The organism is Bradyrhizobium hereditatis (genome assembly GCF_020329435.1).
Classification (GTDB): Bacteria; Pseudomonadota; Alphaproteobacteria; order Rhizobiales; family Xanthobacteraceae; genus Bradyrhizobium; species Bradyrhizobium hereditatis.
This window is the reverse complement of the sequence record NZ_JAGKJK010000018.1, coordinates 18,705-39,224: the sequence shown is the minus strand read 5'-3', so window position 1 is coordinate 39,224 and position 20,520 is coordinate 18,705. Positions and strand designations below refer to the sequence as shown.

The window sequence follows — 20,520 nt, the reverse complement described above, 5'->3', positions numbered from 1 at the left end:
CCTCTACCCGACCCTCTGGTGTCGCAGCTCAAGCGCGAGGCGGACAAATGTCGTCGAAATCGACCAAGCTGCCTTGATGCCGGCGGTGAGATTGCCGGAAACCTTCGAGACCCCACCGATCCGGCGCCGCTGCCCGACGGCGATCTCCAGCGCCGGCAAGCGGGCGGCCGCGACCCGCATCAGCATTTCCAGGTTCCAGCCATATGTCTCCTCTTTCATGCCGAGACGTCCGAGCTCATCGCGCCGGATGGCGCGAAACGGCGACAGGTCGGTGAAGCCTACGCCATAAACGAGGCGCAGGAGCAGCCTGCCGACATGAGCCGCGAGGAGCTGCTGCGGCGACAGGCTGCCGGATTCGCGTGAACCACGAACGCGCGAGCCGAGAACGAAGCTGGCCTGCCCAGCGACGATCGGTGCGACAAGATCAGAGATGCGCTCTGCAGGATCACTGCCGTCGCCGTCGAGAAAGACCAGAATGTCGGCATCATCGCGCGCAGCGGCGATGCCGGTCTGGATGGCGCGACCGTAGCCATGCCGCGGCTCGACGATCACGCGAGCTCCCGCGGCCCGTGCCCGCTCGGCCGTCCGGTCCCGCGAGCCGCCGTCGATAACGACGACTTCGCTCACGTTCTGTGCGAGCACTGCAGCCACGACCTGGCCGATCGCCGTTTCCTCGTCGAGGCATGGAATGATCGCCGAAACCACCGGCGGTTGGCGCAACACGGGCCGCTTCCCGCCGATCTCGTGGTCCACCTCGTTCATAGGCTCCAGCGCAGGCCGCAATTGGCGCAGCACTTGGGCGGGTTGTGCGATAGCAGCGCCGCACGAAACTCCCGATACGCGGGCCCGTTCCAGATATCGTGTAAGGACTGCTGCCCTGCATGGCCAAGCGTGTAGTTGTCGTAGCCATGTTGCGAGAATGGCGCGATGCAGCATGGCAAGGCGCGGCCATTGGCCGTGAAATACATCAACGACCACGGCCGCCGGCAGAGCGACCACGGCGAACCGTCACCACTGCCCTTTAGGCTTAGTCCAGGCTCGGTTGCCGCGCCCGACGCGCTGAAGGTCACGCCGAGGGAACGGGCCAGGTCCTCGGCCTCTTTCAAATAGGTTGCTTCTTCCTGCGTCAGGCGCTCGAACAGGGCCTGATCCGGCTGCGCCATGCCGATGGCGGATTCCGTGAAGAATACGAGCCGCTGCAGGTAAACCTCTTTGACACCGATCTCGGCTGCTACTTTCACAAATGCCGGGAGTTGCTCGACTGTCTCCTTCAGGCCGGTGAGCCAAACGGAAACCTGCGGCCTTGCGTGCCCCTCCCGCTCCTGCAGCTCGCGAAATGCACGAACGTTGCTGACGATCCGACCGAAATAGTCCCTGCCACGAATCGCCTTGAAGCTCTCGCGGTTTGACGCGTCGAGCGATACACGCAGTTCATCAAGTGCGGCGTCGATCAGCGCATGGCCGTTGCGCTCACTGAGGACTGTTCCATTGGTGTTGAACAAGACGTAAACGCCGCGCTCTTTCAGATATCTGACCATTCGCGGCAGGTTCGGGACCAGCATCGGCTCGCCGACGCCGTGCAGGACCGCGCGCGCCAGCTCGGGAAGCTGGTCGACAATTGACGTGAACAGATCCCAGCTCATGTCTGCCGGCGGCTCGAGCTCCTCGTAAGTGCGAGGACAGGTGGTGCACAGCAGATTGCAGCGGTTGGTCACTTCCAGATAAGCGCAGACCGGCGGTCGCTGGGCGATCTCGGTGCGCTCGCCCGTAACAGACTCGTGATAGCGGCGCGGATCGAACGGCGCGCGAGTGCCCTGCGCTTGGCCGGAAAGGCTCATTGCGATGGCCCCGTATCTGCAATTCGCTGCATGCGGGTCCTCCAGGCCGTAAAGGCGCAAGCTAGCAAAAGACCGCCGAACAGAAGCGATTTGCTCACAATTCTCGGAATGTAGAAATCCCAATCGAGCTGTTCGGAAAGCAACAGCGCTCCGATCGAGACGGCCCAGGTAGGCGCGGATCCACACAGGGCGACAAACGGCGTTATAACTAGAAAATACCAGGGATAGTTAGGCGACAACAACAGGAGCGCGAGAAGTAACAGCATGTTGATGTCGGCAAGACGGGATGCGATGCTGTGATGCGCGCTGCGGGCCACGGATATCCCCGTGAAGCAAAGGACCAGCGCGGCGAGTGCGACGTAGGCGACGACGTCACCTTCATGATAGCCAAACACCAGGCGCCAAAGTGACAACAGCCAGAGATCGTTGCCGCCACTGATCCCCTCTTCTGTCAGATAGCCTTTGGTCAGGAATCCGAGTACTCCCGAGCCGACCGACAGATAGGGAAGATAGCAAAGCGCGACAGTGGCGATCACGACGAGCGGCATCTTGACGTCCCAGGGGCGCCAGATCGCGGCCAGCACCGGCGCCGCGTACGGCTTGACCAGCACTGAAAGAGTGATCACCACGGCACCGCGGAGAGCACGGCCGGTCAGGGCAAGCCACAGACCCAGCAGCATCAGCGCAACCATCAGCGCGTCTACATGGCCGTTGTTGGCAATCTCCCACACCGGCAGCGGATGCCAGAGATAGGCAACTACGCGCGTCACCGGGCGGTCCATACGCCGCAGCAGGACGACGATCAGTATGACTGTGACGGACTCGCACGCCAGCAGCGCGAGGCGCATCGTCGTCACGCTTTCGCCGATCCGCGTGACAATCAGGAAGAAGAATTGCGCCACGGGAGGATAGATGGTTACGGCCGTATCAGCCCGGTTGATGTGAGGAAAAACCATCCTGTCGCGCAGAAACGCCAGCGACTCATCCGCTGGCATGAAGCGATAAGGATTGATGCCGGCGGCCTGAACCTTGCCATCCCAGACGTAGCGATAGACGTCACTGGACAGAAGTGGGTCGAATAACAGCACATAGGCTCGCAGTAGGATCCCAAGTCCAACGATAAGCCATAGTGCGCGAGCAGTTGGCGAACGCTCCGCCAGACTTGTCGCTACGATCGTCAGCAGGCCTGCAAGAATGCTCAGAGCAATGAAGGCATTGTCACCGGCAGTCTCGAAGGCATAAGGAGTCACCAGGGTGAGGCCGCTCAAGGCAACACCGACGCCGGCCAACAGGCGAAGCGGAGATGTCTTGTGGTCGGAACGCACCAGTCGACCGAATTGACCGGCGATCGCTCCTGGCATGGGCTTCATTGGCTTACCTGCGGCGCGTGCTTCAAAAAGGCCCGGCTCGCCGGGGCAAATCCGCCGCCGCGAAAACGGATCGAACGCCCGGCCAGCTCGTCCTGCAGCCAACGCAAGGTTTCAATATCGTCGACATCGTACCATTCCGGCAGCAGCGTCGTGGCAAGCCCGATTTCGGCAGCGCGCTCGCGTGTACTGCGAGCTACCGTTTCTGTGCCCCACGCGATCTGCGTAAACAGATGCTTGTGCGGATGCTTTAAGCCGATGAGGTAGTAGCCACCGTCGCTTGCCGGCCCGAGCACCATCCGGTCTCCGGGCTCGCGGATGGCCTCGATAGCCTGTACCACCAAATGGATTGGCAGCGTGGGGCTATCGCCATTGACAAGCAGGACACAGTCATGTCCGGCATCGAGGAGAGCGCGTGTCGCGCCAAGCAGCACGTGTCCTAGGTCATCGCCGGCCTGTAGTAGCAGTCCGAACTCTGCCGGAAGCAGTTGCCGCATGACGCCTTCGGTGCCGGCTGGCGCGTAGACGCCGTAGCCGCGCCTGCCGAGTGCCTCAGGGACCGCCTCGATGGCCGCGGCAACGTCGCGCAGAAAGCAGGCGGACAGCTCTGATGCTGCAACTTCGCCAATCGCGGTCGCAAGCCGTGTCTTTGAACGGCCGGGCTGCGGCGCCTTGCATATGATGCCGATCGCTGCGACGCTCACGGCAGCCGACATCGCCGGCGATCGGCGGCCGCCATCATTGATCGCCATCACCAGACAACCTCGTCACGCCGATGCCGGTCACGGTACCGCTCTCCCTGACAGCGGGCAAGCGCCCCGAAGGCTGCACCGAGCCACAAAAGAATTCTTCAAGTGCTGTAACAAGTCGGCTTTGAAGAACGTAATTACCACGGCCCCTGCCCGCTGTTGGCATGGCAAGGGCTTGCCATGCCCGAAACTGGTCGTGTTGATCCGATCGTGGAGGTCGCGTAGCATCGATCGGAAGCGGAAGGCGGGTTCGATATTTTCGAACTTGGACGGCAGCACCTAGGTGTCGAGGGTCGTCATGAATCACGAGACCGCAATTTCCAATGCCAAAGAGATCGCCGATCGCATTCTGGCTCCGACGGCCAGACAAAATGACAAGGAAGCGCGATTTTCGTCCGAGGCAATCGCGGCGCTAGGTTCGGCCGGATTGTTAGGGATCATGCTGCCCACCGAGGTGAGCGGCTCGGCCCTGGGACCGCGGACATTCGCTGCCGTCGTCGCGACGCTCGCAGAAGCGGATGCATCCGTCGCGATGGTCTACTTGATGCACATCAGCGCCACAGCGACGATTGCAGCAGCCCGACCGGGTGCAACGGTCGCGCAGACGCTAAAGGACATTTCGGCCGGAAAACACCTGACCACCCTGGCATTCAGCGAAGCCGGATCGCGGAGTCACTTCTGGGCACCGGTCTCGCGAGCGAAGCGAAACGCCGTCAACGTGCACCTCACGGCCAAGAAATCATGGGTGACAAGCGCCGGTCACGCACAAAGCTATGTCGTCTCGGCGCTCGCCCCTGAAGGTCAGAGCCCGACAGACTCAACCCTTTATCTTGTCGCGAATGGCACGCCTGGATTGTCGGTCGCCGGCCCATGGGATGGTCTTGGACTGCGCGCGAACGCTTCCGCGCCGATGATCCTTGAGGACTGCGAGGTCGCACCTGGTCTGCAACTGACGGACGACGGCGCCGGGTTCAAGGCGATGCTGGAGACCGTGCTTCCGCTATTCAACCTCGGAACATCGGCGGTGGCACTTGGTCTTTGCCGGGCTGCGGTGTCTGGGACCGCAGCGCACCTCAATAGCGCTCGCTTCGAACATTTAGGCCAGACCCTCGGCGAGAGCCTGCCAACGCTTCGCGCACAGCTTGCGACGATGCAGATCGATACCGATGGGCTTGCCGCACGCGTCGACGACCTCGTCGATCATCTTGAGCGCCCCCGAGATACCACCATGCTGCGCGTGCTCGAGAGCAAGGCGGCGGCGGGGGATATTGCTATCGGCGTTACCTCGGCGGCGATGCGGGCGTGCGGAGGCGCTGCGTTTTCCAAGCATCTGGCCATCGAACGATTGTTCCGCGATGCCCATGCAGGCGCTGTCATGGCGCCGACGGGTGACGTGCTGCGCGAGTTCATCGGGAAAGCCGTCTTGGGAATACCGCTGTTCTGAGCGCGACAGCGCTGCGCCGCTTGGCAGCGCCTGGATCGCGATGGATCGCATTTCAATGTGGGCCTGAGAAGCGGGTGCAATCATGAGCCAGACGATCTGGGTAGGTGCCGTTGCATATGATCCGAAGGTGGTCGGCATATGGGAGGGCATGCGGCGCTATTTCCATGAAGAAGCGCATCTACCCGTCGAGGTCGTGCTGTTTCAGAGCTACGAGGCGCAGGTCGCCGGCCTCCTGGCCTCGCCCGGTGAGCGGCTGCCGCACATCGACATCGGATGGAATACGAATCTGGCCTATGTCCAGGCCGATGCCTGGAGTGATCACCGGTGCCGACCTGTCGCGATGCGCGATACGGATGTGGGCTGGACGAGCAAGATTGTCGCGGTCACCGGTGGGTCCATCGCTAACGTTGCGGATCTCAAGGGCCGCACCCTGGCTCTCGGCAGCCGCGACAGCGGTCATGCGGCAATCCTTCCGGTTTACTTTCTGCAGCGCGAGGGATTGTTTGAGGGGAAGGACTACCGAACGGTGCGATTCAACAGCGACGTTGGCAAGCACGGCGATACCGGCGCCAGCGAGGTCGATGTCGTTCGCGCGGTGCTTGACGGCCGCGCCGATGCCGGCGCCATTGGCAGCCCGTTCTGGAATACAGTGCGTACCGAGCGCTTGGTGCCGGAGGGTGCGTTAACCGAAATCTGGACATCGCAGCCCTTCAATCACTGCATGTTCACGGCGCGATCGGATCTCGATGCCTCGTTGGCGCAGCAGTTTGCCAAAGCACTATTCCAAATGAGCATCGACAACCCGGCGCACCGTCCTGTGCTCGAGGCGGAAGGGTTGCGTCAATGGATAGCCCCGCAACTTGATTCGTATGCGGATTTGCGGGAAGCATCGACGCAGCAGGGTTTTTTGACACGGCCTTAAGCGCAGTTGAAAATCCTGGCCAATCGACGCTGATGCTCAGATTCGCGATCGAAGGCGCGGCGCACAGCGGCGAAGGATTCGGCGAGCGGAAAGATTTCGCGGCTAACCAGCAGGTCGTTATCCTCGGCTCCGACCGGATGCCAAAACACGCCCTCCGCGGTAATCGTGACCTCAGGAATCAGGTCGGCTCTTGCCAAAGCGACACCCTGCGTGGCGGAGCCTCGCAGGGCAATTCGCCTGATCACCCGGTTCTCTTCGCTGATGTCATGAGTGTCAAGGAAGCGCCGAAACTCCTCGGCCTCTGCATCGGTTGATACTGTCGCCGCCAATCGCACGCGGAATCCCTCGGCACGAGCCCGCTCGACGCCCTTCCAGGCGCGTGCCCATGTTCCCTTTCCACGATGGCTGTCATGGAGCTCCGGCGTGGGGCTGTCGAGGCTAATCTGCAACGTTACACGCTCGCGCGGCAGCGAGCGCAGCGTTGCGAGCCTTGCTCCGCCAAAAAGCATGCCGTTGGTGAGGACCGTGGTCGGCACCGCCGCGGCACACGCGGCAATGATCGCGCCAATATCAGGCAGCATGAATGGCTCGCCGCCGGTGACAAAGACCTCGCTCACGCCGAGCTCCGCGGCTTCGATCGCGATCCGTCGTACCCGCTCGATACCAAGAGCCCGCCGCGGTGCTTTGGGTGACGAGCGTACGCAGCAATAGTCGCAGCTGAGATTGCAGTCGAAGTTGGTGTAAAGCCACAAGCGAGAGCCTACAGGTCGATCTTCTCCGACGTCCGCAGGAGCCTCACCGTATCGCAGTACCCAACGGGTGCGCCCCTCTTCGACTGCTGCGTCAACCAAACTGTTGCGGGTGAAGCGACACCATGCCTCGAGTTCCGGGCCGACTCTCGGATCGCCGCTGATCACGGCTACCAGGTCGCCCTTACGGCTGCGGCGCAGCGCAGCGATCAAATCCGGCAGCAGGCCTGAGGCGAATGTCTTGGTGCCGGCGTCGAGTTCAAGGTTGGCATTGGTCCTCATGCGTAGATCCTCGGCACCAGTTTCGCACCAGAAACAATCTCGTAAGAACGCAACGAACACGGCCAATTTCCAACGAAAAACAAGGAAAATCAACGATCGCTTTGTTTGGCCTCGCCGCTCATAACGGTCTGCAGGTTCATGTCCTGCCGGCTCACCAGCCTGTTCGCATCGAGCAGATAGCTCCTTCGTAACTCTGAAGACAAGCTCTATCTGGCGCAGTCGTCCGGAGGTGTTTTCCCGGCAAAACGATCGGTCAGCCAGTTCACCGCCGCCATCGTGCTCGCTTGCGCGGCGCGTGCGTGGCCGATACCGGACAGCATGACCATCCTGACCTTGCTGCCAGCCTTGCACAGCCTATCCATGTAGTCTTGGGTAACCGCAGGCCGGATGATCTGGTCATTGGTCCCCTGCGCCAGAAAAATGGGGATCTCCGGGGGGAGCACGCCGGTGCTGTTCTGTTCGAGAAGCGAGCTCCAAGGCTCGGTCTTGGTCGGATCTGGCACCGTCAGGAAATATTGCTCGAGCGGCCTGCCTGTTCTCTGCCTGACGATCAGATCGAAAGGCCCTTCGATGCATTCTTGCGCCAGTTTGTCGATCGCGGGCATGGCGCGCGCATCGACCAGCTTGTCGATGGCGGCTCCGTAAACCCGGTGCCACGACCATAACGTCATCGCCGTGATGTTCTTGCCGCCGATCGTGTTGATATCGTCGCTTATCAGCGTCGCGAGTTCCGTTGCCGGCGCCGCCGCTGCGACGCCGAGAAGCCTCAGCTCAGGGGCGTAGGCGTTTGCCATCATTCCAGCGAAGAGCGCGGCCTGCCCGCCTTGCGAATGCCCCCACACCGTGAAGTCCTTGCCCTCGCCTGCGCCGGGAAGGGAACGTGCCGCGCGCACGATATCGATCACGGCACGACCTTCGCTCTCGCCCACCAGATAAGGATGCGGGCCCGGCGCGCCGAGGCCCGGATAGTCGGTCGCCGCCACGACGAAGCCACGGGCGATCATCGAGCGAAGGCCCTGGATCTGCTGAAACAGGAAAATGGCGAGCGACGGCGCGCAGCGCGGGACGATGCCCGATGTAGGATGTGCCCAGGCAACGATCGGACGACCGCCGGGCGGGGGCGCGCCTTTTGGGACAATGACGACGCCAGATACGAAGATGGGCCGGCCGTTCAGCCCCGTCGACCGATAAAGCACACGATAGGCGGAGGCGCCGAGCGGAGCGCCGTCCATCGGCTCCTGCCGCACCAGCGTTCCCGGGGCTCCTGCGAGCAATGATTCCGGCGCCTTATAAAAGTCCGTCTGGGCCGACGCTATTCCCGCCAAGACAATGAGAACCGCGATCGCGACGAGCGCGGTCGGCATCCATTTGCGCCGCCAGGGGCGAACACAATTGGCGGTGAAGTATCGCATGGTCCAGCCCATGGGCTTACAGGCCGTAAAATATCTTCAGACTGCCGCTGGCGCGAAGAGCAATCGTGATGCCATCGCGCAGCAACTGCAATTTTTCGAGGCTTGCCGAGTCGAGGCGGCCTTCCATGCGAAAGCCATCCTTCAGCGGGCGCGTCAAGCGTTCGTTCGCCGCTATGAGCAGGTTCTGGTAGGAGATGCCGTAGTCGATATTGGCGACATTCTTCAATTGCGTCGCGAGCTGTCGTACGGCAGATCGAATCTGGCTGTCGTCTGACGAAGTTGTCAGATCGATTTCGCCGAGATTGACGGTCTTGGCGCTAGTATCGACTTTTGGCGTGGCGGAAAGATAGGTCCATTGGCCCGCGCTGGAATCGGTGTCGGAGCTTTTTGCGATGCGCAGGCCGATCACGAGCTTACCCGATGACGGATAAACCTGAACCTCGCGCACCGAGGTGTCCTGCGCCGGCAGGGCCGCGATCGCCTGGCCTACCTTGTCCTTGAGCGTGTCGTAGCTGACGCGGACGGGAAGAATGACGTCGAAGGTACCCGGCTCGGCCACTTCGGTGCCGAGCGGCGGCAGGGCAGTCACTGTAACAGCTGGGGGCTGCTGCCCGATCACGGTTTCGGCAGAGCCGGCAAGCTCAAGCGATCCCCACAATATCTTGGCGTTGGCGCGGACACCCGCGAAGGCCGCGCTCTGCGGGGTCAGCTGCAGCCAGACCGGCGGATCCTCCGCGAGTTTGACCGGTTCAAACGCGTGACGCCACGCCGCCTCGGCCTTGCCGTGCAGGTCGAGTGCGCGCGCCGCTGCCAGCGCCCGTGACCGGATGCGGCCCAGCTGCGTCCGGATGTTGGGCTCGACATAGGGCGCTAGGTCAAACTCGCGGCCGAGCACGTGAAGATAGGGATGTTCGCTCCAATGGAAGGAGTCGCTGATGTTCAGCTGAAGCGACCCATCCCTCCGCAGCGCCGGGCGCGCTTCAACCTCGATCGTGGCGCGCGCCTCGGTGTCGCCGCGAATACGCGCCGTGAACCGATTGGCTCCCTGGCCTTCGGCCGCGCCATATATGGAGACGGATCCGAAGACGCGGTCGCCCCGGCCATACAGCGAGACCGGGCTGGTCCGATCGACGAAACCCCAGACATCGCAATTGGCGTTGATGCGGAAAATGAGAACCCGACGATGAACACAATTGACGCGCTCGTCGATGGTGGCAAGCCGCTTTGGAATATCCCGCTCGATCGCCGCGGCCAGGGCCGGCAGCCCGAACTCGACCGTCGCAGAGATGCGCGAAGTCGTGACCAGCGGCGTTGCTGCGTCCGGACTCAGCGCCGGCTTGTCGGCCGCGAACGTGATTGACGGGAGCCCCGCTAGAGCGAGCGCGGAGAGCCAGGCTATGCCCATGCCTGATCTATTCGCGATGTCGTATTCCGGCTGATATGTGCGCAGTGGATGGAACATATTACTACTCCAACAAAGGCTCATCGCGGGAGCTTCAGGAAAAGCAGCACCACAGTGGGTAGTGAATGCGCTCGCGAGCAACATATTGCAGGTTCGAGTCCTCCCCGGCCCACCAGCCACCGCACCAGAAACGCCTTGCTTCATTCCTGCAAACTAATGTTTCCCGTTCGATCGGGCCACGGTCTCCCCTCTTTGATCGTAGACTTGGCGGCAATGTCGCACAAACAGGCGAAACCGCACTGCTTGATTTGTTCGTCGTACGGCCCGTCAACGGTCGACCATGTTTCGCGACAGACCGCCTTGCGCCAAGAGCGGGCGTTCCACGACCACGCATTCCGCGAACAACCGGCCCTTGCCCTTGACTGATAAACTTCACGCTCAAGGAACCTTAGGTTGCCATCTCCACATCTGTGAAGCGGTATGATGGAACGTTCACCATTGTGCAGGGTTGCCGGTCCATTGCAAAGGAAAGACGGACCAGGATTGTGGCTTTTCACGTCAGTCTTGTTGGTCGAAGTGACCTCAGTGGCGAGATCTACCGTCAGATCCGGCAGGCCATTCTGGACGGGCGCCTCCGGCCTGGAGAGCGGCTGTCATCCACGCGGGAACTGGCCGCCGCGCTGACGGTTGCACGATCGACGGTGACGGTCGCGTATGAAAGCCTTCTCGCGGAAGGATTCGTGACATCCCATACGGGCGCCGGGACGTTCGTCAGCCATCAATTCGAGGCAAAACGTCCAGCATCGAAAACAAGGCGATCGACAGCCCGCGCAATTCGCGTGCGTGGAGTTTGGGAGACGATACCAGTTCGGGCGTTCTTTCTCCGCGCGGCGCATTTCGACTTCAGAGCCGGGATTCCGGACGCTTCGCTATTTCCACACCGAGCTTGGCGGCGGGTCGTAGCCCGTGCGCTGCGCTCGCGCGAGATGGCCGCAGGCGTCTACGAGAATCCCGCGGGCAATTGGGACCTGCGCGCGGCCATTGCCCGCCACATCGGCATCTCACGCAGCGTTTCCGCATCGCCCGACGACGTCATCGTGACCAATGGCGCCCAACAGGCACTCGACATCGTCGCTCGCGTGCTTCTCGAGCCCGGCGATATCGTTGCGGTGGAGAAACCGGGCTATTTGCCTCCAAAGTACTTGTTCAAGGCGCTGGGCGCGCGCGTGATCGGTGTGCCGGTCGACAGCGAGGGCCTCGTCGTGGAGGCGCTGCCGTCCGGGGCCAGGGCCATCTACGTGACGCCGTCGCATCAGTTTCCCCTCGGCGTGGCCATGAGCCTGTCGCGTCGACGTGCGCTGCTTGCCTGGGCGGAGCGCAACAATGCGGTTGTCATCGAGGACGACTATGACAGCGAGTTTCGCTTCGGCGGGCGTCCGCTCGAGCCGCTGCAGACCCTCGATACGACCGGTCGCGTCGTATATGTCGGCACTTTCTCAAAGACGTTGCTGCCGGCTCTCCGGCTGGGCTTCATGGTCGTGCCGCCGGCGTTGCGAGAGGTGGCGTGCAAGGCGAAGTTTGTCGCCGATTGGCATACAGCCACAATAGCGCAGAACGCGCTGGCGCAGTTCATCGGCGAGGGTTCGTTTGCGCGCCACATTCGCAGGGTGAGCCGCATCTATAGCGAACGGCATCAGCTGCTGACCGCGTCAATCAAGAGGAACTTTGGCGATTACCTCGACCTTGTTCCATCGAGCACCGGGCTGCACATCACCGCCTGCGCGCGAGGAGCGTCGGCTGATCATCTCGATGCGATCGCATCGCGAGCCCTTGATCTCGGCGTCGCCATTCAATCCTTCCCGCTGGAGGGAGAGCCTCAGGCCGGAATCATGCTGGGATATGGGGCGATCGAGACGGCGCGGATTGCCGAAGGGCTGAGGCGGCTGCGTAGATGTTTCGATGGACGTGTGCCGCGACGCGAAGCGGCGTGACCAACGTTGCTAGAGGCGACGGCGCGCGCCTGAATTGGACTGATTGATCGTGCGTGAATTGGACCTTCCTTCATACCGCTCCGCTTTCTAGTGTCAGGCCGCTGAAAGGTCGACGGACCAGGGCGGACGCGTTCCCGCAGCTAACTCTGCAAAGGTGCAGATCGAAAAAGCGTGAGAGGTGAACGAACTCACACGCTAGCGACGCGCATGCCGCTATATCCGCGCAACTTCTGTGTATCAGGAGGACAGCATGTCCATTGTTGTCGATTCACTCACGATTCTGAAGCGAGCCACGAACGGAGCCGTGGCGTCCAGCGATCGTCGACCTGGATGGGGATTACGGTTCCTGGACTGGTGTGCTCAGTGTTCGGAGCGGTCGCGGCAACGGCAAGCCCTGGCGGAGCTCGATGACCACCATCTCAAGGACATCGGCAAGACGCGACAAGAGGCCATGGCCGAAGCGGCCAAGCCGTTCTGGAAATGACGCCGTTCATCGCGCACTTGCTGCCGGCGGCCGCGCTGGGCTTGTTCGTCGCCATCCCATTCGGCCCGATTGGCTTGATGTGCGTGCAGCGGACGCTGGCATTCGGAAGCTGGTTTGGGGTCGCGAGCGGCATGGGTGCGGCAACAGCCCACGGCATGTTCAGTTGCCTGGCCGTGGTGAGCGGAACCGTGTTGACGCAGATGACGCTCGCCTTGCACACACCGCTGCGCATCACTGGAGGAATCGTGCTGATCTTGATGGGCCTCAGAACCATTCTCGTATCCACGGACGCGGCGCACGGCGCGACACAAAGAGGAAACAACCATGGGCACCACGCTTTTCGACGCCTCGGCGGAGCGCCAAGGGAAGGAGCGCATTGCTGGAAACGGGAGGCCGAAATGCCTCAAGCGGAAATTCGCGTCTATCACTCGTCGAGAGTGCGACTACGTGGATTTGTGCTGAAGACCACTGCGCGGCTTAAGAGCTGCGAATTAACCGTCAACACCTGAGGAGAGCTCTATGCCCAACCATCAGCGCGCTGCTGCGCACAGGACAACGCTTGCCCGCCAGCCCGGTTCGATCTCGGGCAAGACAAGGCTGCGCGCGACCGATCAACCGATCGTCACCACGCAGGAGCTTCCTTCCGCCGTCCCGCTAATGGCCCTTGCGACCGGCTTCTGGGCTTTCAAGACCCTGGCTGCAGCACACGAGGAGGGCCTGTTCAGTCACCTTGCAGGCGGCGCCGGCACCACTGTTGCGGAGCTGGCGGAAGCGCTCGGTCTGCATCCCCGCCCGGCCGAGATGCTGTTGACCGGCTGCGCTGCACTCGGGCTTCTGGAGAAAACGAACGGCCGTTATCGCAATACGCCCTTAAGCGAAGCCTATCTCGTGCGCGGGAAGCCGTATTACTTCGGTGGCTTCGTGCAGATGGCCGACAAGCGGCTCTACGCGGGCTGGGGCAGACTTACCGAAGCGCTGCGCACGAACCGACCAACCACGTGGGACCCGGCAGTGCAATCCTCGATGTTCGAGGGCGAGGATCCGACCATGCTGGCACTCTTCTGGGAGGCGATGCATTCGCTCTCCACGATGACCGCGCGCAAGCTCGGCGAAGCCGTGGATCTCAGTGATTTCCGCCGCCTTCTGGACATCGGCGGCGGATCGGGCGCGTACGACATCGAGCTTTGCAAACAATATGGGAAGCTGCGCGCGACCGTATTTGATCTGCCGCATGTGGCCGCGATCGCCGCGGGAAAAATTACGGAGGCCGGCTTGACCGACCGCATCGAGACCGCCGGCGGCAACTTCTTCGAGCAGCTTCCCGAGGATCACGACGTGCATCTCCTGTCGATGATCCTGCACGATTGGGACGAGGCGAAGAACCGCGCCCTGCTGCGCCGGTCCTTCGAGGCTTTGCCGAGCGGCGGCGCAGTCGTCATCAGCGAGCTTCTCGTCAATTACGAAAAGACCGGGCCGGCGCCGGCCGCGCTGATGAGCCTCAACATGCTGATCGAGACGGAAGGGCGAAACTACACACCGGCCGAATATTCGGCGTGGCTCGAGGAAGCCGGCTTCCGGAACATCGAGACGGTCTGGTTCGACGCACCCGCCGCGAACGGCGCCGTGATCGGCCGCAAACCATAAGACGCAAAGCTGAGTGGAATATGCGCACCGCAGTTCAATTTCCGAGAATAACCGAAAGGAGCTCCAAATAACCAGTCAAGCCTATGCCGAACACCGCATGGTCGGAGGCCCGCGACTCCGCCGCCAACTCCAACCATGCGGCATAATCCGAGCTTCGGCATAACGGTCACTACAGAGGGGGACCAACCAATCGAAGCCAGGGAGGCAAATCATGTTGCGGATTTCAGTTCGTCTTGCATTCGTGACCGCGTCAGTTATCGCGCTTCCAGCGTTCGCGGCCACGGCTGACGACTCACAGATCACGCGCGGCAAATATCTCGTCACGCTCGGCGGCTGCAACGACTGCCACACGCCGGGATACTTCTTCGGGAATCCCGACATGTCACGCTTTCTCGGCGGCTCGGATGTGGGCTTCGAGATCCCGGGTGAAGGTGTCTTTGTGGGCCCAAACATCACACCCGACAAAAAGACCGGCATCGGTAGTTGGACCCCAGAGCAGATCGTGAAGGCGATACAGGTTGGTGAACGGCCGGACGGCCGCATCCTAGCGCCGATCATGCCTTGGCACGCTTTTGCGAAACTCACAGCGGACGACGCCATGGCGATCGCGGCTTTTCTCCAAAGTTTGAATCCGGTCAGCAACCAGATTCCCGGTCCGTTCAAACCCGGAGAAAAGGTTTCGACCTTCATGTTCCGGATTGTGCCACCGGGCGAAACCGCAGCGGCTGCGGCCAAGTAGTCTGGGTCTGATCCAAACAATACTCCGCATTTGCTTAGCGTAAGCGGACGTAAGCGGAAGCGATCCCTGCCGCTTCGCGAAGCTATGTTTGCTGGACAAGCGAATGCAACGCCTTAACCGCGGCCTCCCGGCTCTCCACAGGGACAAACAGACTGACCGAATGCGGCGACAACACGTATTTGTCGGGGACAATCCCCTGCTGTGCGAGAACCTGCAACGCCCGGAACGGCAATTCCGACGAAACGCCGCCGAAGCAGGTCAGACTCACCGAGCTTGAAGCCTCGCGCCGCTTGCGCATATCCTTGGCGTGCTCCAGCGTGCGCAACAGTGCATCGAGCCACTCTGAATCACAGGCCACGGTCATGCTGGTTTTTCCTGCCGTGAAGTGTGATGCCAGGAGCTGCGGCCAGGACAGGCTGTTTTCCCTGAGATGCTGCGCGAATTTCTCAAACCCATCATTGAGATCTTTGGAATCGATTTCCACGTGCTCAATGCGAGCCATCGAGTTGACGGCCAGAACCTTTCCGTTTTCCATGCCTGCAACCTCTTTCAGCACTAGCGTGCTGCGCTTAACGCCACCCCACTGCTTGAGAACCAGAGGCACATCCTGACTTTGCGCCAGCTCTACGCTGCGAAAGTGCAGGACCTTTGCACCCCAGAAGCACATCTCCGACAGGGATGCGAAGTCCACTCGCCTCAGCGGCTTTGCATCCGGCACAATGCGCGGATCGGCCGAACAAATTCCGTCGACCTCTTTGATGATTTCACAGCGCTGGGCTTTCAGCGCCGCGGCCATCGCAACGGCCGTGGTGTCGCTGCCGCCGCGGCCGAGTGTGGTGATTTCCCTCGTCGCCGGGTTCACGCCCTGAAATCCTGCCAGCACTACAACGCGCCCACGCTCAAGTTCCTCATGCACGCGAATGGGGCGTACATCCAGGATGCGAGCGGAGGAATGGGAATCATCGGTCATCACGCCGGCCTGGCTGCCAGTGAAGCTGATCGCGGGCACGCCGAGATCGGAAAGCGCCATGCTCATCAGGGACATGCTGATGCGCTCACCGGTCGTTAGCAGCATGTCGAGTTCACGGCGATTGGGAGCGGGGCTTACCTGATAAGCCATCTGGATCAATTGGTCGGTGGTCTTGCCCATGGCGGAGACGATCGCCACGACACGATGACCGCGGCCATGCAGGTCGGCGAGACTGCGCGCAACCGCGCGAATTTTCGCCGGCGTCTCAAGACAGGCGCCGCCATATTTTTGCACGATGATGGGATGGTTGCGCATCTAATCTCGCTAAGAAGCCTCGCCCACCGAACCGACACCACCTATCCATGTGCCGGCGATTTCAAAGTTCGGGGTGAAGGCGACAAGGTCCGCGCGGTATCCGGGCGCGATCCGTCCAAGCTCGGACTCAAGGCCCAGAAATGCCGCTGGAGTCCGAGAGGCCATGATGAGGGCATCGTCAAGCGAAATCCCGAGCAGCGCAACAGCGTTGCGCACCGCCTGGATCATGGTGAGGTGAGCGCCCGCGAGTGTGCCATCGGGGCCAGTCAGGCGATTTTCGTGCAACGTGATCCGCCTTCCTTGCAGCATGAATTGCCGGTCGTTCGTGCCAGCCAATGGCATGGCATCGGTGACCAGCATCAATCGATCGCGTCCCTTGCAGCGGAAGGCAACACGCAAACCGATGCGATCAACGTGAATGCCATCGCAGATGATCCCCGCAAACAGCCGGTCATCGTCAAGCGCGGCGCCCACCAGGCCTGGCTCCCTTGCGTTCAACTGCGACATGGCATTGAACAGATGAGTCACCCCCGAGATACCGCGATCGACCGCCTGCCCGATTTCGGCCGCAGTGGCGTCGCTGTGGCCGGCCGCGATACGCAATCCAGCCTCGATCAATTCATCGATCATTGACGCGGGAACGCATTCCGGGGCCAGCGTCACAATGGAGCGGCCGCAGCCTCCAAAAGTTTTGATCGCGGCGAGATCGCGCCGATCTGGCACGCGTATCTCGGCTTCCGGATGAATGCCCTTGCGAGATCTGTTGAGGGCCGGTCCTTCCAGATGAAAGCCGAGCACGCCGGGAATCTTCAGACAAGCCTGGGCGACGCCAGCCAATCGCTCGATGATCTCGCTGCGGTCGGTGATGAGGGTCGGCAAGCAGCCCGTAGTCCCCTCCTTGCGGTGCGCCTCAACGATGCGTCGAACGCCAGCCTCCGTTGGCTGGTCGTTGAGAAGAACGCCCCCGCCGCCGTTGACCTGGATGTCGATGAACCCGGGTGCAAGGATCGCGTTTTCGGGAAGGTGGATCGAGGCGCGCGCCTCCGCCTCGCCAAAGGTGATGCTGTCAATCCGCCCCTGCGAGATCCTGACCGACCCCGGCCCGCGCATGTCGGCACCATCAAAGATTTGCTGCGCGGCAATATCAAAGATCTGCTGCTCGGCAATCATGGGAGAGGACGAACCAGCGGAGCCCATCAGTATCGATCCGAGAATGGCAGTCACGGACTCGTGACGCGAATCCCATACAAGACCTCATATGTACACTAAGGGGCCTTGTAAGGACCCGGAGCGACACCGTCGCGTTAACTTTCCATGGCAACAAAAGGTACCACGTATCTCGGCATTGATGGCGGCGGAACCCGCTGCCGCGCCCGGATCGAGGACGAAAACGGCAGGGTACTCGGTGAAGCGAGCTCGGGGCCTGCCACGACGCGGATTGGCTTCGAGAAGGCCTGGCGGTCCATCATGGAGGCTACCGAAGCGGCAGCCGCACAGGCCGGACTGACGCGCGAGGACTTCGCGCGGATGCACGCCGGAATTGGCCTTGCCGGTATTGGCCGCCGGGGCGCAGAGGAGGCGCTCAACAAGATCGCGCATCCCTTTGCGTCCGTGATCTTCATCAGCGACGGCCTGGCGGCCTGTCTTGGCGCCCATAGCGGCGCGGACGGCGCCATCGTGGTCGCCGGCACCGGCTCGGTGGGGGTCGGCCTGATCGACGGCCGCGAAATCCGTCTCGCCGGATACGGCTTTCCCGTGTCGGACGAAGGCAGCGGCGCCGACATCGGCCTACAGGTCGTTCGACTGGCGCTGCGCGCCGCGGATCGCCGCGGCGAGCTGACGCCGTTGCTTTCGGAGGTGCTGGGTGCATTCGATCATGATCCCTATCAGGCGGTGGCCTGGTCTGAAGAAGCCAGGGCCACCGATTATGCTGCGTTCGCGCCGATCGTGATGCGGCACGCCAATCAGGGCGATCCGGTCGGCCGTCGCATTGTCGAACGCGCGGCCGATGCGATTGGCGATCTGCTCGATGTGTTCCTGGCGAGAGGAATTGACCGGCTCTCGCTCGTGGGCGGGCTCGCGGATGCTCTTACCCCCTGGTTGACGCCCGACCTGCGCGCCCGCCTGAGACGCCCTGACGCCGACGCGGCGGCCGGGGCGTTACTTGTGGCGCGAGGGCGGCTTGACCTGCCCAAAAGAGAAACCGACCATGAACAGGCTTCAAAGTTCCGCGTTTGATGGTGCTTGGATCAACTATATGGCCACCGAAGAAGTCGACGCCCGTTTCGCCGACCTTGATGCATGGTCGCTGACGTCGGCGATGGAAGCGATGTGGGAGGGCCAGCTTGCGGCGGTCGCAGCCATCGGCCATGCCCTTCCTGCCATCACTGCGGCGACCGAAGCGGCCAAGGCAGCGCTGGGCGATCGCGGACGCATTGTGTATATCGGCGCCGGCACCTCGGGCCGGGTGGCGGTCCAGGACGGCGCCGAGCTGACGCCGACCTTCGCCTGGCCCAAAGAGCGCGTCCGCTTCATCGTCGCCGGCGGAGACAGCGCGTTCGTCACCAGCATCGAGGGCGCGGAGGATGATGTCGACGATGCGGTCATGCAGATCAATGCCGCGCAGCTCACACCGCACGACGTGGTGATCGCCGTAGCCGCCAGCGGGACAACGCCATTCACGGTCGCAGCGCTGCAGCAGGCAGGGGCTTTCGGTGCAGTGACGATTGGTGTCGCCAACAATCCCGGCACCGCACTGCTGGCATCGGCAAAGTTTCCGATCTTGATCGAGACCGGCCGCGAGCTGATCGCCGGCTCCACGCGGATGAAGGCGGGCACCGCGCAGAAGGTTGTGCTCAACCTGATCTCCTCAGGGATCATGTTGCGCCTTGGCCGGGTATATCGCGGCATGATGGTGAACATGCAGCCGACCAATGCCAAACTGAAGCGACGCGCCGAGGCCATGGTGGCGCAAATCGCGCACTGTGATCCGTCGCACGCGGCATGCTCACTTGAGCAGGCCGAAGGAGACATCAAGACGGCAAGCCTTCTGGCGCTGGGCGTCGGCAGGGCTGACGCCGAGACCGTTCTGAAAAACTGTGACGGCAACCTTCGGCGCGTGTTTGCTGAGCTCGCCAAAGATCGTCACTGGCCGCCCAAGGGAACGGCGGCACGCAAGCAAGGTGGAGCAGTTGAATCGTGACGACATCCGCGATGGCGAGCGAAGTCGGGGAAAGCCCGGATGTTGTCGCCAAGATTGTTGGTAACCGCCCCGCCACGCGCGACATCGCACAGCGAATTGGGATTGGCTCCGCTCCCCTGTGCGTCCTGTGCGGCCGGGGGAGCTCTGGGCATGCCGGGGTTTACTTGAGATACCTTGTCGAGACGCGTCTTCGCCTTCCCGTTTCAGCCAGCGCTCCTTCGGTGATCACGGCATTTCGCACGCCCTTGATGCTGCGCCATGCGCTATTCATCGTGATCTCGCAATCCGGACGCAGCCCTGACCTCGTCGCGGCGACCAGGTCGGCGCGCGCCGCGGGCGCCCGCACCATCGCCATCGTCAATGCGACGGCGTCGCCGGTGGCTGACGAAGCGGAGTTCGTCGTGCCGATCGAAGCAGGCCAAGAGCATTCCGTCGCGGCGACGAAGACCGTGATCGGCTCGATGGCTGCTGGCGCCGGACTTGTTGCCGAGCTCGCGGAAGATCGTTTGCTGCGGTCAGCCCTCGACAGGCTACCCGAGCGCCTGCACCGCGCGCTGGCGCTCGACTGGTCCGAGATCGCCGATGATCTCGCCAAGGCGTCGGCTGTGTTTGTGGCGGCTCGGGGCCTGGGCCTCGGCTCGGCGCGCGAGATCGCGCTCAAACTTTCGGAAATTTTGCGCCTGCCTTCCATTGGTCTGAGCGCCGCCGAGCTGCAGCATGGACCGCGTGCTGCGCTATCGTCGCGCACGCCGGTTGTCATGATGCGCCTGATGGATGAAACGGCGGCCACGGTGGACGCGCTGGCAGAAGAATTGCGCGAGCAAAAGATCGCGCTGCATCTCTGCGGCGGACCGCTGGGGTCGCTGCCCTGGCTTTCCGAGGATGACCCCGTCACCGACCCCATCACCATGCTCATTCCGGCCTATCGGATGATCGAGCAGACGGCGCGCGCCTGCGGATTTGACCCGGATCGTCCGCCTCGCCTGAGCAAGATCACCGAGACGTTCTGA

19 protein-coding genes are annotated in these 20,520 nt (G+C 62.2%); 10 read left to right on the top strand and 9 right to left on the bottom strand.

From position 1 onward, the window contains the following. Positions 1 to 3: 3 nt before the first annotated feature. The 4 genes from J6524_RS30905 to J6524_RS30890 are packed head-to-tail and all read right to left on the bottom strand — an operon-like array spanning position 4 to position 3,957. Positions 4 to 762 carry a glycosyltransferase family 2 protein gene (locus J6524_RS30905; protein WP_225677677.1) on the bottom strand — a complete coding sequence of 253 codons (759 nt, stop codon included), beginning with the start codon at positions 760 to 762 and terminating at the stop codon, positions 4 to 6. Further along, positions 759 to 1,838: a radical SAM protein gene (locus tag J6524_RS30900; protein WP_225677676.1), complete on the bottom strand. Its 1,080-nt coding sequence runs from the start codon at positions 1,836 to 1,838 to the stop codon at positions 759 to 761. The genes J6524_RS30905 and J6524_RS30900 overlap by 4 nt, the downstream gene beginning before the upstream one ends. Continuing rightward, a complete protein-coding gene (locus tag J6524_RS30895; RefSeq protein ID WP_225677675.1) occupies positions 1,835 to 3,208 on the bottom strand; it encodes an MptA/MptB family glycosyltransferase in 1,374 nt (457 codons plus the stop codon). The genes J6524_RS30900 and J6524_RS30895 overlap by 4 nt, the downstream gene beginning before the upstream one ends. Then, positions 3,205 to 3,957, bottom strand: a complete 753-nt coding sequence (locus J6524_RS30890; protein ID WP_225677674.1) for a TIGR04282 family arsenosugar biosynthesis glycosyltransferase — start codon at positions 3,955 to 3,957, stop codon at positions 3,205 to 3,207. Before J6524_RS30890 ends, J6524_RS30895 begins: the two co-directional genes overlap by 4 nt. Before the next feature lie 295 nt (positions 3,958 to 4,252). On the opposite strand from J6524_RS30890, the gene J6524_RS30885 reads away from it, so the two are divergent. Together J6524_RS30885 and J6524_RS30880 are read left to right on the top strand one after the other, a co-directional pair. Then, entirely contained in the window at positions 4,253 to 5,398 is a 1,146-nt protein-coding gene (locus J6524_RS30885) for an acyl-CoA dehydrogenase family protein (protein WP_225677673.1), read from the top strand. Positions 5,399 to 5,480: 82 nt separating this feature from the next. Beyond that, a complete protein-coding gene (locus J6524_RS30880) occupies positions 5,481 to 6,320 on the top strand; it encodes a phosphate/phosphite/phosphonate ABC transporter substrate-binding protein (RefSeq protein WP_225677672.1) in 840 nt (279 codons plus the stop codon). On the opposite strand, the gene J6524_RS30875 is transcribed toward J6524_RS30880, so the two are convergent. The 3 genes from J6524_RS30875 to J6524_RS30865 all read right to left on the bottom strand — a co-directional run bounded on the left by J6524_RS30875 (position 6,317) and on the right by J6524_RS30865 (position 10,225). Continuing rightward, on the bottom strand, positions 6,317 to 7,351 hold the full coding sequence (locus tag J6524_RS30875; protein WP_225677671.1) for an Rv1681 family radical SAM protein: 1,035 nt from the start codon (positions 7,349 to 7,351) through the stop codon (positions 6,317 to 6,319). The two genes, J6524_RS30880 and J6524_RS30875, sit on opposite strands and share 4 nt — an antisense overlap. A 206-nt stretch (positions 7,352 to 7,557) precedes the next feature. Further along, positions 7,558 to 8,763, bottom strand: a complete 1,206-nt coding sequence (locus J6524_RS30870; RefSeq protein WP_225677670.1) for an alpha/beta fold hydrolase — start codon at positions 8,761 to 8,763, stop codon at positions 7,558 to 7,560. Between the two features lie 16 nt (positions 8,764 to 8,779). Then, the gene (locus J6524_RS30865) at positions 8,780 to 10,225 is read right to left on the bottom strand and encodes a DUF4403 family protein (RefSeq protein WP_225677669.1); all 1,446 of its coding nucleotides are present in this window, start codon (positions 10,223 to 10,225) and stop codon (positions 8,780 to 8,782) included. Between the two features lie 410 nt (positions 10,226 to 10,635). On the opposite strand from J6524_RS30865, the gene pdxR reads away from it, so the two are divergent. From pdxR to J6524_RS30840, 5 genes are all read left to right on the top strand, one after another. Next, positions 10,636 to 12,156, top strand: a complete 1,521-nt coding sequence (pdxR, locus tag J6524_RS30860) for a MocR-like pyridoxine biosynthesis transcription factor PdxR (protein WP_446479903.1) — start codon at positions 10,636 to 10,638, stop codon at positions 12,154 to 12,156. 250 nt (positions 12,157 to 12,406) lie between these two features. Continuing rightward, a complete protein-coding gene (locus J6524_RS30855; RefSeq protein WP_225677667.1) occupies positions 12,407 to 12,640 on the top strand; it encodes a DUF1127 domain-containing protein in 234 nt (77 codons plus the stop codon). After that, positions 12,637 to 13,149 carry a LysE family transporter gene (locus tag J6524_RS30850; RefSeq protein WP_225677666.1) on the top strand — a complete coding sequence of 171 codons (513 nt, stop codon included), beginning with the start codon at positions 12,637 to 12,639 and terminating at the stop codon, positions 13,147 to 13,149. The genes J6524_RS30855 and J6524_RS30850 overlap by 4 nt, the downstream gene beginning before the upstream one ends. A gap of 10 nt (positions 13,150 to 13,159) precedes the next feature. Then, on the top strand, positions 13,160 to 14,284 hold the full coding sequence (locus tag J6524_RS30845) for a methyltransferase (RefSeq protein WP_225677665.1): 1,125 nt from the start codon (positions 13,160 to 13,162) through the stop codon (positions 14,282 to 14,284). Between the two features lie 211 nt (positions 14,285 to 14,495). Beyond that, the gene (locus J6524_RS30840) at positions 14,496 to 15,023 is read left to right on the top strand and encodes a c-type cytochrome (RefSeq protein ID WP_225677664.1); all 528 of its coding nucleotides are present in this window, start codon (positions 14,496 to 14,498) and stop codon (positions 15,021 to 15,023) included. A gap of 82 nt (positions 15,024 to 15,105) precedes the next feature. Here J6524_RS30840 and J6524_RS30835 read toward each other — a convergent pair whose 3' ends face one another. Then, a complete protein-coding gene (locus tag J6524_RS30835; RefSeq protein WP_225677663.1) occupies positions 15,106 to 16,308 on the bottom strand; it encodes an aspartate kinase in 1,203 nt (400 codons plus the stop codon). A 9-nt stretch (positions 16,309 to 16,317) separates the two neighbouring features. After that, positions 16,318 to 17,532, bottom strand: a complete 1,215-nt coding sequence (nagA, locus tag J6524_RS30830; RefSeq protein ID WP_225677662.1) for an N-acetylglucosamine-6-phosphate deacetylase — start codon at positions 17,530 to 17,532, stop codon at positions 16,318 to 16,320. A 90-nt stretch (positions 17,533 to 17,622) separates the two neighbouring features. Here nagA and J6524_RS30825 point away from each other — a divergent pair, with 90 nt between their 5' ends. The 3 genes from J6524_RS30825 to J6524_RS30815 are packed head-to-tail and all read left to right on the top strand — an operon-like array spanning position 17,623 to position 20,520. Then, entirely contained in the window at positions 17,623 to 18,546 is a 924-nt protein-coding gene (locus J6524_RS30825; protein WP_225677660.1) for a glucosamine kinase nucleotide-binding domain-containing protein, read from the top strand. Between the two features lie 19 nt (positions 18,547 to 18,565). Beyond that, positions 18,566 to 19,510, top strand: coding sequence for an N-acetylmuramic acid 6-phosphate etherase (locus J6524_RS30820; protein WP_225677659.1), 945 nt, complete (start codon positions 18,566 to 18,568; stop codon positions 19,508 to 19,510). Between the two features lie 11 nt (positions 19,511 to 19,521). Further along, positions 19,522 to 20,520, top strand: a complete 999-nt coding sequence (locus J6524_RS30815; RefSeq protein WP_225677734.1) for an SIS domain-containing protein — start codon at positions 19,522 to 19,524, stop codon at positions 20,518 to 20,520.